General features: G+C 58.8%; 19 protein-coding genes. 6 read left to right on the forward strand and 13 right to left on the reverse strand.

What is annotated here, in order from left to right; genetic code table 11:
- Positions 1–13: 13 nt before the first annotated feature.
- The 8 genes from olsA to ACRQ1B_RS10285 all read right to left on the reverse strand — a co-directional run bounded on the left by olsA (position 14) and on the right by ACRQ1B_RS10285 (position 5,691).
- A complete protein-coding gene (gene olsA, locus ACRQ1B_RS10250) occupies positions 14–889 on the reverse strand; it encodes a lyso-ornithine lipid O-acyltransferase (RefSeq protein ID WP_432293465.1) in 876 nt (291 codons plus the stop codon).
- Positions 886–1,314, reverse strand: coding sequence for a Fur family transcriptional regulator (locus ACRQ1B_RS10255; RefSeq protein ID WP_432293466.1), 429 nt, complete (start codon positions 1,312–1,314; stop codon positions 886–888). Before ACRQ1B_RS10255 ends, olsA begins: the two co-directional genes overlap by 4 nt.
- Before the next feature lie 40 nt (positions 1,315–1,354).
- On the reverse strand, positions 1,355–1,849 hold the full coding sequence (locus ACRQ1B_RS10260) for a GNAT family N-acetyltransferase (RefSeq protein WP_432293467.1): 495 nt from the start codon (positions 1,847–1,849) through the stop codon (positions 1,355–1,357).
- A 7-nt stretch (positions 1,850–1,856) separates the two neighbouring features.
- Entirely contained in the window at positions 1,857–2,540 is a 684-nt protein-coding gene (tsaB, locus tag ACRQ1B_RS10265; protein WP_432293468.1) for a tRNA (adenosine(37)-N6)-threonylcarbamoyltransferase complex dimerization subunit type 1 TsaB, read from the reverse strand.
- A gap of 53 nt (positions 2,541–2,593) precedes the next feature.
- Positions 2,594–3,160, reverse strand: coding sequence for a NifU family protein (locus ACRQ1B_RS10270; RefSeq protein ID WP_432293469.1), 567 nt, complete (start codon positions 3,158–3,160; stop codon positions 2,594–2,596).
- A 135-nt stretch (positions 3,161–3,295) separates the two neighbouring features.
- A complete protein-coding gene (locus tag ACRQ1B_RS10275; protein ID WP_132276496.1) occupies positions 3,296–3,787 on the reverse strand; it encodes a universal stress protein in 492 nt (163 codons plus the stop codon).
- Between the two features lie 308 nt (positions 3,788–4,095).
- Entirely contained in the window at positions 4,096–5,160 is a 1,065-nt protein-coding gene (gene trpS / locus ACRQ1B_RS10280; protein ID WP_432293470.1) for a tryptophan--tRNA ligase, read from the reverse strand.
- A 132-nt stretch (positions 5,161–5,292) separates the two neighbouring features.
- Positions 5,293–5,691: a VOC family protein gene (locus ACRQ1B_RS10285; protein ID WP_432293471.1), complete on the reverse strand. Its 399-nt coding sequence runs from the start codon at positions 5,689–5,691 to the stop codon at positions 5,293–5,295.
- A gap of 541 nt (positions 5,692–6,232) precedes the next feature.
- Here ACRQ1B_RS10285 and ACRQ1B_RS10290 point away from each other — a divergent pair.
- The gene (locus ACRQ1B_RS10290) at positions 6,233–6,481 is read left to right on the forward strand and encodes a type II toxin-antitoxin system ParD family antitoxin (RefSeq protein WP_432293472.1); all 249 of its coding nucleotides are present in this window, start codon (positions 6,233–6,235) and stop codon (positions 6,479–6,481) included.
- Complete coding sequence (locus ACRQ1B_RS10295) at positions 6,478–6,774, forward strand: type II toxin-antitoxin system RelE/ParE family toxin (RefSeq protein ID WP_432293473.1); 297 nt, start codon at positions 6,478–6,480, stop codon at positions 6,772–6,774. The genes ACRQ1B_RS10290 and ACRQ1B_RS10295 overlap by 4 nt, the downstream gene beginning before the upstream one ends.
- A 22-nt stretch (positions 6,775–6,796) precedes the next feature.
- Here the strand turns inward: ACRQ1B_RS10295 and ACRQ1B_RS10300 are convergent, their stop codons facing one another.
- Positions 6,797–7,954, reverse strand: a complete 1,158-nt coding sequence (locus ACRQ1B_RS10300; protein WP_432293474.1) for a hypothetical protein — start codon at positions 7,952–7,954, stop codon at positions 6,797–6,799.
- A gap of 16 nt (positions 7,955–7,970) precedes the next feature.
- Between ACRQ1B_RS10300 and ACRQ1B_RS10305 the strand changes: the two genes are divergently transcribed.
- Positions 7,971–8,210 (forward strand): hypothetical protein, encoded by a 240-nt coding sequence (locus ACRQ1B_RS10305; RefSeq protein ID WP_432293475.1) that lies wholly within the window; start codon positions 7,971–7,973, stop codon positions 8,208–8,210.
- Between the two features lie 284 nt (positions 8,211–8,494).
- Positions 8,495–8,989, forward strand: coding sequence for a D-Ala-D-Ala carboxypeptidase family metallohydrolase (locus ACRQ1B_RS10310; protein ID WP_432293476.1), 495 nt, complete (start codon positions 8,495–8,497; stop codon positions 8,987–8,989).
- On the opposite strand, the gene murJ is transcribed toward ACRQ1B_RS10310, so the two are convergent.
- Complete coding sequence (gene murJ, locus ACRQ1B_RS10315) at positions 8,990–10,585, reverse strand: murein biosynthesis integral membrane protein MurJ (protein ID WP_432293477.1); 1,596 nt, start codon at positions 10,583–10,585, stop codon at positions 8,990–8,992.
- A 206-nt stretch (positions 10,586–10,791) separates the two neighbouring features.
- On the opposite strand from murJ, the gene ACRQ1B_RS10320 reads away from it, so the two are divergent.
- Together ACRQ1B_RS10320 and ACRQ1B_RS10325 are read left to right on the forward strand one after the other, a co-directional pair.
- Entirely contained in the window at positions 10,792–11,211 is a 420-nt protein-coding gene (locus ACRQ1B_RS10320; protein ID WP_432293478.1) for an SMI1/KNR4 family protein, read from the forward strand.
- Positions 11,212–11,395: 184 nt separating this feature from the next.
- Positions 11,396–12,355 (forward strand): DUF1963 domain-containing protein, encoded by a 960-nt coding sequence (locus ACRQ1B_RS10325; protein WP_432293479.1) that lies wholly within the window; start codon positions 11,396–11,398, stop codon positions 12,353–12,355.
- 17 nt (positions 12,356–12,372) lie between these two features.
- Here ACRQ1B_RS10325 and ACRQ1B_RS10330 read toward each other — a convergent pair whose 3' ends face one another.
- The 3 genes from ACRQ1B_RS10330 to ACRQ1B_RS10340 all read right to left on the reverse strand — a co-directional run bounded on the left by ACRQ1B_RS10330 (position 12,373) and on the right by ACRQ1B_RS10340 (position 17,078).
- A complete protein-coding gene (locus ACRQ1B_RS10330) occupies positions 12,373–15,231 on the reverse strand; it encodes a [protein-PII] uridylyltransferase (protein ID WP_432293480.1) in 2,859 nt (952 codons plus the stop codon).
- A 78-nt stretch (positions 15,232–15,309) separates the two neighbouring features.
- Positions 15,310–16,377 (reverse strand): helix-turn-helix domain-containing protein, encoded by a 1,068-nt coding sequence (locus tag ACRQ1B_RS10335; RefSeq protein ID WP_432293481.1) that lies wholly within the window; start codon positions 16,375–16,377, stop codon positions 15,310–15,312.
- A gap of 104 nt (positions 16,378–16,481) precedes the next feature.
- On the reverse strand, positions 16,482–17,078 hold the full coding sequence (locus ACRQ1B_RS10340; protein WP_432293482.1) for a hypothetical protein: 597 nt from the start codon (positions 17,076–17,078) through the stop codon (positions 16,482–16,484).
- Between the last annotated feature and the right edge of the window lie 219 nt (positions 17,079–17,297).

A 17,297-nucleotide genomic window follows, 5' to 3' on the forward strand; every position in this document is an offset into this window, starting at 1 on the left:
TTGAAGGGCTGTGTTACGGCGCGTCGGCTGGGTGCTGAGGAGCATGCTGCTCGACCGGCTCCAGACCGGTTTCGGCGATCTCGGCATCCGGCGTCTTCTTGCGCACGCCATAAAGCCGATCCCGCAGCATGCGCTTCATCGAAGCGATGACAGCAGCACTCAGGTGCTTGCGGTTATCGCCCTCGCGGAACGGGATGGCCTCGCCGAAATCGACATCCACATCGATCGCCTCAGCCCGAAAAATGCCCATCAGATGCGGCAGCAGCTCTATACTGCCGGGCCATGCGGCGATCGGGCGATGGTACCGGCCCATCGGCATGCCGTAGATGCCGGTATAGGCGATGGTGACCGGCTGGACATAAACCACCTTGTCCGGCGTGTGCGGCACGGCAGCAGTCGCTGCGCCGAACAGCGAGGATTTGACGTCGAGAAGGCGGTTGCCGTCCGATGTCGTGCCTTCCGGAAAAAGCACGACGATTTCGCCGCCGGTCATACGCTCTGCAATCTCATTGACCTGATCGCCGGTGCGGCGCTTCTGCTCGCGCACCACAAAAATCGTCTTCTGCAGTTTTGCCAGCGTTCCGAAAACCGGCCATTCGGCCACCTCGATCTTGGCGATATAAGCGACATCGGCAACCGCGCCGAGGACCAGAATATCCTTCCAGGAGGCATGATTGGCCGACAGCATGACGGGGCGGCGGCGCTCGACCGAACCATGCACGCGGATGCGGATGCCGAGCAGCCAGCAGGCGATACGGTGCCAGATGCGGGGAACGTATCGACGGATTTTCAGATCACAGGCAAGGCCGATCAGCTGAAACGGCAAAAGGACCAGTGTCGTCAACACGAGGCCCGTGATGATGAAAAAAATCCGTATCCAGGTGATCAAGGATCGTCCTTGTCGAGCGGTATGCCGTAAAGCTCGAGCCTGTGGCCAACGAGACGAAAGCCGTGCTCGCGGGCGATCCGTTCCTGCAAAGCCTCGATCTCTGCCGAATGGAACTCGATGACCGTGCCCGACTGCACATCGATCATGTGATCGTGGTGTTCTTCCGGCACGGTTTCGTACCGCGAGCGGCCGTCGCGAAAATCGTGGCGCTCGATGATGCCTTCATCCTCGAACAGTTTTACCGTGCGATAGACGGTCGAGATGGAGATGCGCGGATCGACCTTGGAGGAGCGGCGATAGAGCTCCTCGACATCCGGGTGGTCATCCGATTCCTGCAGCGTGCGGGCAATGACGCGACGCTGGTCGGTCATCCGCATACCCCGCTCGGCACACAGTTCCTCCAGCGATTTGGCAAGATCTGTCACGTCGTTCGGTCCTGCTTCATGCGATTTCTAAAGTTCGGGTCTAGCCAAGATCGCGACGCATGACAAGCGCTGCGGATTTGCTTCCATCGACCGCTTCATAATAGGCCGGGCGGGTGGCGACTGTGGCAAACCCGAGCCTGCGATAGAGGCCGATTGCGGCGACATTGCTGTCTTCGACCTCGAGAAACATGGTCTCACCGCCGCGTTCCGCAGCCTCACGGATGGCCGATTGCATCAACCGCCAGCCCAGCCCGGTGCGACCGACCTTTTCCGAAACGGCGACGGTCAAAATCTCGGCTTCGCCGGCCACTTCGCGGGCGAGAACGAAACCGCCAAGCGGGCGACGGAAGAAGGCATTGGTCTGGTAGGCGACGAAGCCAAACGTGTTTTCCTGGCTGAGAAGGCTGTGGATTTCGCCGTCATTCCAGCGACGGGCAAACCGGAGCCCATGCAGTTCCGAAACGGCATGGCAGTCATCTGCCTTCATGGCGACGATTTCGAAAGTGGGTTTCAAACTCAGGTAATCGTCGTTCATGCGCGTCTCAGGAGCGGGCCAATGCGAATCCTGTCTGAGGTTTAGCATCCGGCCCGCGAAGGTAAAGCGGTTTCGGTTTTGCACTGCCGAAGGGTTTTGCCGCACCGAGCTTCGCGACGGTGGCGATGTCGAACCGATCAGGCACGATTTTGATGCCGGGTTCGCTGACTTCACCGGCTGCGGCGGCAGCAATCGCCACCGCGCCGGTACCAAAAATGGTTGCGCTATGATGTGTGGCGAGAGCGGTGACGGCTTCCGGCGAAAGCGCCTGCGCCTCTTCGAGAGGGGAGCCATCGGGACCGAAAGGCTGCGCGTAAATCTCGCCGCGCTTGGCATCCATGGCGGCTATGACCGGGCGACCGGCGGAACTGGCGAGCTGATGGGCGGCCATGGTTTCGAGCGTGGTGATGCCGACTGCCTCGATACCGAGCGAGAGCGCAAAACCGCGAGCAGCGGCGACACCGACGCGGATGCCGGTGAACGAGCCGGGACCGATGGTGACGGCGACGCGGTTGACCTGTTGGAGCGTGATGCCGGCCTCTGCAAGCGCGGCCTCGATCTGCGCCATCAGCTTTTCGGCGTGGCCCTTACCGATCATATCTGTCTGTACGGAGAGGATTTTATCGGCTGTCGCGTCATAAAGCGCAACCGAGCAATCGATGCCGGCGGTGTCGAGGGCGAGGACGATCATGACAGGTTACCGGCAGTTTGGTGCGCCGACCTTATCGCCGGCGCAGGGATTTATCAGAGGGATTCGACGGCCTGCACTTCCGGCACAAAGTGCTTGAGCAGGTTCTGTACGCCATGCTTGAGCGTGGCGGTCGAGGACGGGCAACCGGCGCAGGCGCCCTTCATGTTGAGGTAGACGGTACCGTCCTTGTAACCCTTGAAGGTGATATCGCCACCATCCTGCGCAACGGCCGGACGAACGCGGGTTTCAAGCAGTTCCTTGATGGTGGCAACAACGGTTTCGTCGCCTTCCTCAAAAAACTCGCCTTCCTCATCGGTGGCTTCCGCCATGGCGGAACCGCCGCCCATGACCGGCTGGCCGGACATGAAGTGTTCCATGATCGAACCGAGAATGGCGGGCTTCAAGTGCTGCCACTCGGCATCGGACTTGCTGACGGTGATGAAGTCGTAACCGAAATAGACGCCGGTAACGCCCGGCACGTCGAACAGACGGGCAGCAAGCGGAGACTTCTCAGCCTCGGCAGCGGAACGGAATTCGGCGGTGCCGTTTTCCAGCACGACCTTGCCCGGAAGGAATTTCAGGGTGGCCGGGTTCGGCGTGGCTTCCGTCTGAATGAACATTTTTATGTCTCCTGGCGAAAGGCGCTCGCCGTTTAGAATTCTTCCAAAGAAGATAAGACCGTTCAGGTTTCGGTTCAAGTGCGCCTTTGCGGAAACAAGGTCAAGAGCGAAGGTTTGTGCGCAAGGACAAAGACCTTATGCCAGCGCATCGATTTCCTCGTCGGTCAGCGTGCTCGGCAGAACCGTCACGGGAATGGGGAAGGCTGCGGTGCGGCCGGCAATCGAGGTGACGAGCGGCCCCGGCCCTTCCTTGGCGGAACCGGCGGCTAGAACAAGAATGGCGATATCCTGATCTTCCTCGATCAGTGAATTGATCTCGTCGGCAGCGTTGCCTTCACGGATTACCACTTCGGGATCGATTCCGATACTTTCCCGCACACTCTGGGCGGCCTTGGCCATGACGGCCTCGGCTTCTTCGCGGGCTTCGGCGCGCATGATCGCCTCGACACCCAGCCATTGCTGGAAGTCGCCTTCTGGGATGAGATAAAGCAGCAAGAGTGCGCCATTGGAATTTTTGGCGCGGCGTCCGGCATAGTGCACGGCCTTTTCACATTCCGGCGTGCCATCGATGACCGCCATGAATTTTCGGCGGTGGCCTTCGAGGCGCGATAGCCGAGTTGAAACCATGCCGATCCCCCTGATGCGCTGACACGACCCGTCTGGTCGTGATGGACATTATACAATTCGGCGGGGATGGGAAAGAAGGGGAAGGAAAGTGGTCCGGGATGGTGCGGCTTGTCCCTTCTCCCCATTGAAATGGGGAGAAGGTCCGGAGCGATAGCGAGGGGATGAGGGGCAGACGCAACGCTGAAGTTCGAGGCTCTTGCCCCTCATCCGGCTGCCGCCACCTTCTCCCCGCAAGCGGGGAGAAGGGAGCAGGCCGCACCGTCTCGTTTCACGATAAACCACCGGCCCTTACAGGCCGGCAGCCATTCTTACCGCAGGAAACCGATAATATCGGAAACCTCGTTCATGGTCTTTTCGGCACGGGCACGGGCGCGTTCGCCGCCATCCTTGAGGATCGCGTCGATATGCGTCGTGTCGTCCATCAGGCGGCGCATTTCCGTGGTGATGGGGGCAAGCACCTCAACCGCCAGATCGGCAAGCGCCGGCTTGAACACCGAAAACTGCTGGCCGCCGAATTCGGCAAGAACGTCCGCCTTGGTCTTGTCCGACAGGGCAGCATAGATGCCGACCAGATTGGCGGCTTCCGGGCGGCCTTCGAGACCATCGACTTCGCTCGGAAGCGCGTCGGGGTCGGTCTTGGCCTTGCGAATCTTCTTCAAAATCGTGTCGGCATCGTCCATCAGGTTGATACGCGACAGATCCGACGGATCCGACTTCGACATCTTTTTCGTGCCGTCCTTCAAAGACATGACGCGCGGCGCCGGGCCGCCGATCAGCGGCTCGACCAACGGGAAATAACCGTGGATCGGTTCTTCGCCAACGATCATGTCCACACCCGTTCCGGTCTCGCGGATCTTTGGGCCGAAATCAATGTTGAAACGCTGGGCGATATCGCGGGCCAGTTCCAGATGCTGTTTCTGGTCGTCACCGACCGGCACATGGGTTGCGCGATAGACCAGAATGTCGGCGGCCATCAGGCTCGGATAGGCGAGCAGGCCGAGCGAGGCGTTTTCGCGGTCCTTGCCGGCCTTGTCCTTGAACTGCGTCATGCGGTTCATCCAGCCGATGCGCGCGACACAGTTGAAGATCCAGGCAAGCTCTGCATGCTGCGGCACGGCCGACTGGTTGAACACGATATGTTTGACCGGATCGATGCCCGAGGCGATGAAGGCGGCGGCGATGGAGCGGATCTGGCCCTTCAGGTCGTCATGGACGAGCTGGGCGGTGATGGCGTGCAGATCGACGACGCAATAGATGCAGTCGTTATCCTGCTGCAGCGCCACGAATTTGCGGATGGCGCCGAGATAGTTTCCGAGATGGAGATTGCCCGTCGGCTGTACGCCGGAAAATACGAGCGGCTTAAACGTGTTCATGTCGTCCTCATCAGGCTTGTGGAAGGCCCCAGGGCATGGTGAGCAGGACGGATTGCCCGGCCTTTTGAGCTCATGTCGCCCATGTTGCTAACGGCCGGGCTTATGCACGGCGCGCCGGTCGGGATCAAGAGCTCAACCGTCTGCATGCTCAATCAAATCCCAGCTATTGCCATAGGGATCGGTGAACACGGCAACCGTGCCGTAGATTTCATGGCGCGGTTGTTCGAGAAACACGACGCCTTTGGCGAGCATGGCGGCATGATCGCGGGCAAAATCATCGGTTTTCAGGAAGAAGCCGACACGACCACCGGTCTGACGTCCGATCGCAGCTTTCTGGCTTTCGGATGCAGCCTGGGCCAGAAGCAGCGACGCTCCCTCACCGCCGTTCGGCCGAACCACGAGCCAGCGCTTTCCATCGGGCTGTGGCGTATCTTCAAGACAGTCGAAACCGAGGGCATCGCAATAGAACGCCTTGGCACGATCATAATCGTGCACGACCAGGGTGACGAGAAAAAGCGAACACTGTGGCATGGCGGCTCCTCACGGTTTCGGACGTGGTTGGCATTTTTGAAGACAGAGTCGTCCCTTGGCGATCCCGGTTTTTCAATTTTTGCCCGCTGTCGTTTGCGGGTTATGCGGCCGGGGCACGTCCTGTGCCTCCTAATTTAATTTTATAATGGCGCACGACGTGCCCCGTTCGGTGGTTTTTCCGCGCAACTCCGGTCCTTCTGCGGCGACTCGCTGTTATTGGTTATTAGATCGAGCCGGTTTGTGTGCGACACACGCACGCCCCGCCATCTTTCAGGCGAGAGGAAGACCATTTTCTGCGCAGCCCCGCATGGATCACCTGCATCAGGGCGTCCCATGCGATCACCGGCCCTGTCTCGCCGGCAATGCAGACCGGTGTAGCCGAAACAGAACGCGTGAAGTATCGCACGATCCCGAAATGTGGGGATGAACTCGGAGTCAACGTGTTGATATCGTTGAATCGACCCCTCAAAACGTCCCCGGGCTTTTGTCAAATATTGTAAATTCGAGTTATTTTTGGCAAACTTTGCCAAAGGAGTTTTGAATGGCCACGATGAACATTTCTCTACCCGACCAGATGAAGACCTGGGTCGAGGAGCAGACGCAAAGCGGCCGTTATGGCAATGCCAGCGATTATGTGCGCGATCTCATTCGACGCGATCAGGAACGACGGGCGGACTTGGAAGGCCTGCAAGCGATCATCGACGAAGGAATGAACAGCGGCATCAGCGACAAGGACATGACGGGCATACTGCTCGAAGCGCGGCGTCGCGTTCGTGGCGGGCATTCATGAGATTAAAATTTTCCGTTCAGGCAGAGGAAGACCTGATCGGGATCTATGTCTATGGCGCTGTGCAATTCGGCATCGAGCAAGCCGAGCGGTATTATGCCGACCTGCAGGATACGTTGGAGATGCTCCGACAACATCCGCGCCTTGCCCGAGAGCGGACGGAGTTCAAGCAACCCGTCCGCGTGCATTTTCACCGAAGCCATGCGATCGTCTATCACGCCGACCCTGAGGACCTATTTGTCATTCGTGTCGTGAGCGGAAGACAGGATTGGGAACGGCTTTTCCAGGAAGACTGAGACCTGCTCCGCCCGCTCCTCCTCACAAGGACGCAATCTTGTCCGTCAGCGCCACCCAGCCGCCGGGCTCCATGATCAGTGCCGCAATATCGTATTTGCCGAGCACGGCCAGCGCCGAACGACGGGTATAAAGTTCGGTGACGAGGCTGGTGGCCGGGCCGGCATCGCGGTGAAAATAAAAGCTCTGGCGGGCATCGTGTACCACCCGGTCGAACTCGCGGGACGGCAGGCGATGCTGTGGCGGATCATGCGCTTCCAGCGCCTCGCGGGCGGCGGCAAGGCCCTTGCCGGTCAAGCGTGGCGGGCGATCCGCCTCGCGCAGTTTTTCATTGGCCTTTTTCAATCCCAGGCCGGTGAGACGTGGCGGACGCTTGCGTGCGAGATAATTATCGCGCTCGAAAAAATCGGCCGGATCGAGCTTGTGCATGCGGCAGAAGGCGGAAAACTGTTCCTGATAGGCGCGCCAGTGGATTTCCAGCGCCAGCTTTGCGCAGTTTTTGGCGTGATAGGCCTTGTCGAAGGTTTTTGCGGCGGATGTCGCGCCGTTGATGCCGGCATTGATGCTGGCGGTGACGATTTCACCCAGAACAGGAATGGAGCCGGTCACGAGTTTTGTGCCCTCGATACCCGTCTTGTGCGCCTTGACCTTCATGACCTCGCGCACAAGCTCCGACAGAGTGACGCCACGTTCCGCACTTCCACCCAGCGCATCGATTTCGCGTGCAAGAATTTTCAGCTTGGTGAGATGGGCAGCCGTAGAGCCGGTCGTATTGGCCTGGCGCGCAATCGACAGTGCATTGACGGGCAGCGTGCCCATTGAGGCGGCGACCGCTACCGTGCCGGCAATGCTGAAACCGTTGCCACCGAATTCCTTCACCCGGCGACGCTCGAGATATTTCAACGTGGCCGGGCTTTCAGTGTTCAGATCTCCCCGGCTGTGTCCGTGACCGACAAAAAGCGGATTGGGTGGCGCCGAGACGCTTTTGGTCGCCTTGTAACTTTTCTGGCCGCTGTCGGCGACCGTCTGTGCCAAGCCCGCATAACCGGAACTGGCGCCGCCAGCCGCTGACCCGAAGGCGACATCAAGACAGGTGTTGACCACATCGGTGATGGCAAGCGGCGCATCCTTCTTGTCGTAAGCGCCCTTCTTGTTGGCCTCCGCCTGCACCTTATCGGCCATTGTCGGGATGACATTCTTGCTGATCGGCGTGTTCACTGACGGCGTTTTACGCTTGAATGGATTGAGGGAAGATGCGTCTTTTGAAAAACCAAACATCGAAATCGGCCTCTTACTATCGGCGCATCGACGTTTTTTTACGAAAATTCGAATGTTTTTCGTGGTCGATGCAGAAGGAGGAGCCGGCACCTTGGGGTCGGTGCCATATCCATCGGTGAAATGCACGGCGTATCATGGGAAACTGGCGCAGCTTGGCTGAGTGTCAACCGCTGGATTATGAAGGATTTTTACCGGAAATATGACAGTCCGTAATGCGCCGTGCGTTCTGCGGTCATTCTGGGGAAATCGATCCCGAAAACGCACCCTCAAATACCACATCAATAGTAAAAAAATCCACAATTCTTAACAGTTGTTCATCATTATGGCGCTACATTTACTAATTTAGAGCATTTTCGCCCTTATTGCCGTCACTTTTAGAAAAGAAATACCCCGAAATCAGCTTTCCGTTCACCATGAGTGACGGACACGGTTTCGGAGTCCAGAATGCGCATTTTTTCCCGCGTCGCGCTTGCCTGCCTTGTGACAGCCAGCGTCGTACTTTCAGCCATTTCCGCAGACGCGGCGGATAAAAGCGGCAAACGCCGTGGCACCACTTTCAAGCATGATTATTCAGCCGCCTATACGGTTCAGCGCGTCAGTGTCCGTACCGCCTGTTTTCCGGACAAACTGGAGGCGATCCTTGCGCATATTCGCGCCAAGACCGGCAAGAAACCGATGGTGACATCCGGCCACCGCCCGCGTTCCGGCACATCGCAGCACAGCCGCTGTTATGCCGCCGACATCCGCGTGCCGGGGGTTTCGGAAAAGGCGATCCTTGCGGCAGCGGCCGGCGCACCCGGCATTGGCGGCATCGGCCGGTATTGCAACGGCATCGTTCATGTCGATATCGGCCCAAAACGCCGCTGGGCGCATTGCGGCGGAAAGTCCAAGGGCAAGGGTGGTTTGGCGAACCTGAAGCGTCACCACCGCAAGAGCTGATCAGCCTTCCGGGTCCACCGCTGCCGCCGCCTGTTTCGGTTTGCGCTTGAGATTGCGGCGGATCATGCCGAGATCGGCGCCGCCAATCAGGAAGGCGACAGAGAAATAGACCAGCATGGAAATGGCGATCAGCACGCCGAGTGCCGCGACCTGCTGCAAAAAGTGTGAACCGGATGAAAGCCAGGGGCGCGCATAGCTTAAGGCATAGGTCAAAACGACCGCCATGATGCCGGCCGAAACAAGCAGCATGACCGTGCGGCGGGCAAAGGCCCATTCCCATTTCAGGTGGCCGCGCCAGACCAGCGTGGAAAACAGAAAAATGGTGTTGATCCAGCCGGCGGCGGCTTCCGCCGTGGCGATGCCGCGCTCCTCGATCAACGGGAAAAGCGAGATGGCGAGCGCCGAGTTCACCACAACGGCCATCATGGTGAAACGCATCGGCGTCTTGGTATCTTCGCGGGCGTAAAAACCGGGCTGCAGCGCCTTGATCAGCACAAAACCGGGAAGACCGAGACCGTAGATCGCGAGAATGGAGCCGACGACGGCGGTGTTTTCCGCCGAGAATGCGCCGCGCTCATAAAGCACGCGGATGATGGAATCCGACAGGACCCAGAGGCCGGCGGCAGCCGGCAAGGTCAGGAACAGCACGAATTCGATCGAGCGGTTCTGGATATTGGCGGCTTCCTTGAGATTGCCGCCCTTCAGCGCGCGCGCCAGTTCCGGCAGAAGCACGACGCCGACGGCGACACCGACCACGCCCAAGGGCAGCTGGTAGATACGGTCGGCATATTGCAGGGCGGCGATCGCGCCTTCCTTGCCCGATGCAATGGCCTGGCCGATGATCTGGTTGATCTGGGTGACGCCGCCAGTGATGGCAGCGGGGACGGCGAGAACCAGCAGACGCTTGACGTTAGGGGTCATGCGCGGACGGCGGAAGCCGATTTTTATGCCGGCATGGCGCACACCGACATAAACCACGGCGAGCTGCAGGACACCGGCGACGAGCACGCTCCAGGAAAGATACCAGGCGGTCGACAGCGGATCGGCACCGGTCCACAGCGCGTAAAACAGGGCGGCGATCATCACCACATTCAAAAAGACCGGCGCTATGGCGGCAGCAAAGAAGTGGTGCAGCGAATTGAGCATGCCGCTCATCATCGCCGTCAGCGACATGCACATCAGGTAAGGGAACATCACCGCCGCAAGGCGAATGGTGATCGAGGTCTTTTCCGGATCGTCGGCAAAACCGGGCGCGATGATCCAGGTGACCAGCCAGGGCATGGCCAGTTCCATGGCGATGGTGATGATCATCAGCGCTGAAAACAGGACGCCAAACACTTCCTCGGAAAACCGCTTGGCGCCTTCGACGCCATTGGCCTCGATCTCCTTGGAAAAGAGCGGCACGAAGGCGGCGTTGAACGCGCCCTCGGCAAACAGGCGACGGAAGAGATTGGGAAAGCGGAAGGCGGCGTAAAACACGTCCGCCATTGGCCCGGTGCCGAGTGCTGCCGCCATCAGGGTTTCGCGGGCAAAACCGAAGATGCGGCTGCCGAGCGTGGCACCGCCGACGGTGGCGAATTTTTTCACAAGGCTCATGCGGGGGCTCACCGGGAGGTTCGATTCGTGGGGGGTGTTATAGCGGGAGGTGGGGCGGACGGCCATCGGTTAACGGAGAGGGCGAAAAATTGCCACGCAAGCGTTATAGCCCGAATTCCCGCGACGCCGCCAAGCGCTCAGTTGGGTTGCTGGCCGCTGTTGCGCGCCTATGTTTTTAGGATGTTTTTTGACAAAAGGCTCCACGGATGGTGACAGCGAAAATTCGAGAGGCAGTTGAATTGGTACGTGGCCACCCGGAAGCCATCACCTCTCAAATTCCGCTGCCGGACGAAAGCGTCATCCAGTATGTCGAGGCCGAAAGCGGCATCCGATTGCATCAGGACTACCGATATTTCGTGCAGAGCGTCGGCAACATCGCGCTTGCCAAAGAGCTTCTTTACCTGCGCGAAAATCGCGAGGGACGGCTCAATATCCTACGAGTGATTGACGAAGCGCGCCAGTCTGGAGTTCCAGCAGACTGGTTGCCGATCTGCCGGGATAACGGCGACTATTATTGCCTTTTGCCCGATGGAACGGTTCAGCTCTGGACTCATGACGACATGTTTGAAGGACGATGGCCCGATTTATCAGAATGGGTCATTGATAGCTTTGTCCATGGGGATTAAGCGGTTCGGGCGGCGCTGAGGCTTGCCACCATCAGGGTTTCGCGGGCAAAACCAAAGATACGGCTGCTTTTTCCTCTGTCGCGAAGAAAGACTACGCTCAAGCCTGTCGGGACCGGATAACTTCCAAAATGCCCCACATGACCTAAATGGGCCATCCAATAGCTTTGTGATTGAAGAGGGCTCAATGGCTGCGTTTTTGAACAAGGAAGACATCTGCCTTGCATTGGCAGATCAAAATCTGTCGCAGTTCGAAGATCGCATACTCGCAACGATTAAACCTGCAATCGATTTCGTCCGCCGTCAGATGAAAGATAAGGATTTGCCAGCGGGTACCAGCAAAATGGGAGGTCTTCCAGATCTACCGGTCGGATTTCGCTGGCCGACTCGGCCGGCTCTCTCGAATGAAGAGGACGGCGCGCCTACTACCACCCGCGATGTCTACCATCAACTTAGAGAAGCGGCGCGCCGAAAAGAGTTTCCGCTGGCATTCTTTGCGCAATTGAATCTCAGTATCCTTTCTCTGGAAGCGGGTTTTGATCTCGATCTTCCTGACAGCGGAATGCTGTACATCTTCGAGGATATAACCGCCTACGACGAGCACGAAGCATATAGCGTTTTCCAGATTGAAGAAGACCTTGCGGGAATGGAGCGACACTCTCCTCCCGAAGAGCTGGTTATCCTTTCTGATGCGAAGGACCCTACGTTACCTTTTTTCGATCAGCCAATGGCGGAAGTCCTTGAACCCTATTCGATCCTCACAGTTCCGTATCACTGGCTGCAGTCTTCAGCGGCATTCTATTCGCAAATGTCTGACTTCCTGGAGATGCCCAAAACAGATTATCGACCACCTGTGACCGCTGTCGATGGCGAGAACGCCAGCCCATTTGGCGATAGGCTGGGCGGTTGGCCGGTTCCCATTCAGCATGACCCCGAACCAAAATTCAGGCATGACCGCTCGCGCTCCTTCCGGCCGGGAGACGACGAGATTAGGCTGTTATTTTCATGGGGCGGTGAATATTTCGCTGGTACGCGCCTAATGCATTCCGATCTTAGCGGTGACGGAGCGATGCATATCATGATGCATCGTGATGATATGCTCGCCCGCCATTTCGACAAGGCAAAGGCCCTCTATCAATACACTTAGAACGGCACCCATGCTCCTCACACCTTCAACCTCGGCGCATTCCCCGGTCCCAGATCCGGCGTCGACCCTTCCGACGGCGCAGGTTCCGGAGCAATAATGCCCGACGGCATACGGGAGCGCAGTTCGTCGTCCTGATCGTTCATCACCGGTTTCAGGCGCGCGGTTATGCTGGACTGGCGGTTTTCGTTGGTGATCTTCATGCCGACGATATCGGTCACGTAGAACGTATCGATGACCTTCTCGCCAAACGTGGTGATGTGGGCCGATTTGATGTCGAGCGACAGATCGGAAAGCACGGCGGTGATTTCCGCAAGCAAGCCGACGCGGTCGAGGCATTCCACCTCGATGACGGTGAACTTGTTGGACAGCGTGTTGGAGATCGTGACCGACGGGTGGACGGAAAAGGTCTTGTTGCGTTTCTTGGATTTCGCACGCGAGGCGATGACCTCGGGCAAGCGCTTCTTGCCCGACAGTACATCCTCGATCATGCGGCTGATCGTGCCGGCGCGGCGCAGTTCGTCGGCATCATCGGTGAATTCGCGGCTGACGAGGATCGTATCCAACGCACGACCGTCATTGGTGGTAAAGATCTGCGCGTCGGCGATGTTGGAACCGGCCGCCGCACAGGCGCCGGCGATGATCGACAGCAGGCGCGGATGGTCGGGCGCCAGAACGGTGATTTCGGTGATCGCGCGAAAACTGTCGGTGCGCACCATGGTGGCAAGCGCCTTGCCGGCCTTGTCGGTATCGCGGATAAATTCCGCATGGCGGATCTGATCATCCAGCGGCACCGAGAGCAGGTAGGGCTGGTAGTGCATGCGACCGTAAAGTTTTTTGTCCTTTGCGGTCCAGCCGTTTTCCAGCGCCTTGACGAGGGCTTCTTCCGCAGCCTTTGCCCGCTCCTTGCGTGAGGTTTCCGAAAAACCGCCGGAGAGCAGAAGTTCGGTTTCGAAATAGAGCGTGCGCAGAAGCTGGCCCTTCCAGCCGTTCCACACGCCCGGGCCCACGGCACGGATATCGCAGACGGTGAGGATGAGCAGCGCCTTCAGCCGCTCCATCGACTGCACACGTTCGGCAAAATCGGTGATCGTCTTGCGGTCGTTGAGATCGCGGGTCTGGGCTGTCATCGACATCAAGAGATGCTGGTCGATCAGCCAGACGACAAGTTCGGTCTGTTTCGGGTTGAGGCCGAAACGCGGGCAGAGTTTGCGCGCCACACGGGCGCCGGCGATAGAGTGATCTTCCTGACGGCCCTTGGCGATATCGTGCAGCAGCACGGCCACATAAAGCGCGGTGCGATCTTCGATGGTCGGCATCAGCTTGTTGATCAGCGGATGTTCATCACCGAACTTGCCCTTGTCGATATCCGACAGCGCCTCGACGGCGCGGATCAGGTGCTCGTCCACCGTATAGTGGTGGTACATGCTGAACTGCATGAGCGCGACGATGCGGCCGAATTCGGGAATGAAACGGCCGAGAACGCCGGCTTCGTTCATGCGCTTCAGCGTCATGGCCGGGATGCGCGGCGATGTCAGGATGGAGAGGAAAAGGCGGTTGGCTTCCTCGTTCTCGCGCAGATCGTTATCGATCAGCCGCAGGCCGCGATTGACCTGTTTCAGCGCGTCCGGGTGATATTCCAGCCCGGCGAGATCGGCGACATGGAAAAAGCGGATGAGGCTAACCGGATCACGGCGAAATACGTCGGGATCGGCCAGCGCGATACGGCCGCGGTCTTCCACGAACTCGCTGCTGCCGGGGATTTTTCGCGTGCGGTAGCGGAAACGGGAGATGACGCCGGTGAGGCCCGGGGCGGGTTTGGCCTGTTCCTCCTCCAGTGCCGCGCAGAGAATGCGGGTGAGATCTCCGACATCCTTGGTGACGAGGAAATAATGCTTCATGAAGCGTTCGACGGCCGAAAGACCCGGACGCGCATTATAACCAATGGCGGCCGCCACTTCGCGCTGGATATCGAAGGACAGGCGTTCTTCCGCCTTGCCGGTGAGGAAATGCATGTGGCAGCGCACCGCCCATAAAAAATCCTCGGCCTTTTCGAACAGGCGCAGTTCGGCGCGCGACAGCACCCCGCGCTTGACGAGCGCAGCGGCGTCGCGCACGCCATAATGGTATTTGGCGATCCAGAACAGGGTCTGGATATCGCGCAGGCCGCCCTTGCCTTCCTTGACATTGGGCTCGACCAGATAACGGGTATCGCCAGCCTTCTGGTGGCGCAGGTCGCGTTCCGCCAGTTTGGCGGCGATGAAATCCGGGCCGGAATTCTTGACGATCTCGTTGTCGAAACGGGTATCCAGTTCTTCCGCCAAGGACTGTTTTCCGCAGATGAAGCGGGTTTCCAGAATGGCGGTGCGGATGGTCATGTCCTCACGCGACAGGCGGATACATTCCTCCACCGTGCGGGTGGCATGACCGACCTTGAAGCCGAGATCCCACAGGACATAGAGCAGGAACTCCACCGACTTGCGCATGGCATCGGTGCTGGAGGACGGCAGCAGGAACAGAAGATCGATATCCGAGCCCGGCGCCAGCGTGGCGCGGCCGTAACCGCCAACGGCGGCAATGGCCGTGGCGCCCGCCGCCTGCGGATAGACATGCTTATCGACCAGATCATGAATGGCGACGATCAACTGATCCTGCAGCCAGGAAATCCGTTCCGCGCATAAAATGCCGCCGCCCTTGGTGGCTTCCAGCAGCGCGCGCGCCTTGTTGCGGCCTTCCGTGTTGACGGTGCGCAAAAGCGGCAGAAGTGCTGCGCGCATATCCGCCGGCTTGCCGGCATGGATGGTGGCGATCGCTTCGATATCGGCCTTCAGCCTGGCGACATCGAGCAGTTCTTCAAAATCGGTATCGGGTCTGGCCATGTCTTCCTACCGGTGCCAGGTCGCCACGCGTCCAACCGACGGGGCTTCGACCTCATTCACGCACCTTCTTGCACGGGATTATGATTGCTGGATGTTTCCAACTTGTTGCTTTGTGGCAACAAGATCAACCCCGTTAGCCGACACGGCAGCTGTGCTTCTGTCGCGCGCCTTCCACTGCCGCGGACTTTTGCCGGTCACACGGCGAAACTCGCGATTGAAATTGGATTTGGTCGAAAACCCGACATCGAACAGGATCGTGGTTGCCGATTTTTGCGTTTCATCCAGCAGCCGGCAGGCTTCGACTACGCGACGATTGTTGACGAATTGCGAGACATTGAGCCCGGTGGCGCGATTGATCGCGACAGAGACATCACGTGCCGGCAGGCCGGCCTTGCGGGCAAGCTTGGCAAGGCTGAGATTTTCATCGGCAAAAAGCGTTTCGAGCGCCGTCGATACGCTTGCGATGATCGCCTCGTCCTCCGGCAATGCAGCCGGCGCCTGTTGCTGTTGCGGCTTTGGCGAAGCCTCCCGCATCTGCGGCCACAGATAATAGGCGACGACGGCAAGGATGGCGGCCAAGTTCATCACCGACACGGCGAGCGGCACTTCGGAATTGCCATAAAATTCCGCATAGATGGCAAGCGCGCCATCGCTGAGCGCAAAAAACAGCATAAGGGCAGCCGTCAATCGTGCGGCCCGAAACGCCGGACGCATGCGCTGCAAGGCGGCTTCAGCCATCACCTCAGCCCCGCCCGCACGGGTGATGCGCCAAAGCGCAATGCTGTAGCCGACAAAGGTGAGAAACAGCAGCAGATCGACAAACTGCCGGGCGAAGGCAACGGAAACCGCGACAGCCAGCGGCGGTAGGATGTGTACCCAAAACCTTTCGACCGGCATGGCAGTCAAGCTGCGAAAGGCGAGATAGGCGAGCGGCGGCATGGCAGACGCCGTCACCGGCAGGAGCGGCACGAGGCTTTCGACGCCATACCCGAAACGCAGGCCGATGCCGATGCCCTGTGCCGCATACAGCGCTAGAAAGGCATTGAAGATTTTTCGCGTGCCCGGCAGCTCCACGCCCTTGAGGCTGAGATGCAGCGTAGCCACAAAAACGAGGCCGGCGAAAAACGGCAGCGGAATGGTGAGCAAGATAAGCGCCCCGGTGGATGACGGCAGATTTAGATCAGCCTATAACATCGACCGCGAGGTGGCGCACCGGAGATATCGAAAGAGCTCACCGACCAAGTTGCTGCCTACTCGAAGCGACATAAAGGCGGACGCGGCGTACCCTTTCTGGTCGCTGACGTCCCTTCGTACCACCCGGCACCCAAGGCGATCAGGCTGACATCCATGAAGAGAAAGGCGTTGGTCGGCTTTTCGCCAAAGACCTGTTCCGCCACCTCGGCAAATTTCCAGCTCGGCCCCGACCGAGACGAACAAAGCTCTTCAATAGCCGCATCAGCCCTAATCAACGCATCAAAATGCTTCATCAGAAGGTCGTGACTACGCCTAACATCCGGCATTTTCGGTGCGTCTGAACATTTTCCACCGGTCGCAATGAGGCCCGGAGGAGTACGCACCGGGTCGGCGGAATACATTGAAAGTTCACCTGAGATGACGGATCGTCCCAAAAAGCGCAGATATTCGAGATTGGCCTTGTCGGCATTCCATCCTCGCGTCGTCTGCACAGTTTCGAAAAGTTTTGATCCGTCCAGAAAACAGCCGATATCGCCATGTTCGGCATAGGCATCGATGGCTGACAGGCTTTCGAAAACCTCAGGGTCGTCCATTCGGATTTCACTTGTGATGAGCGGAGGCCGGATTTCGCAGGTCTCCTTCGCCAGCACCACCCATTCGCCGGTTCTGATGTTTTTTGGCTCGACGCGAACAGCTGCCGCATACGCCTCGACAGCCGATCGATCGAGGCCGTGGGCTATGGCGGCCGCGACCGTCGACGGACCAACGGCGCAACCTTGACCCGCAAAAAAAGCCTCGACGGGCCGATTTTCGGCCTGCACGGAGAGTGCGCAAAAGGATGGAAGTACGAGGCCGAGAAGCGCGATAAAACG

It is taken from the genome of Endobacterium panacihumi (assembly GCF_050847465.1).
In the GTDB taxonomy this organism is placed as follows: domain Bacteria; phylum Pseudomonadota; class Alphaproteobacteria; order Rhizobiales; family Rhizobiaceae; genus Neorhizobium; species Neorhizobium panacihumi.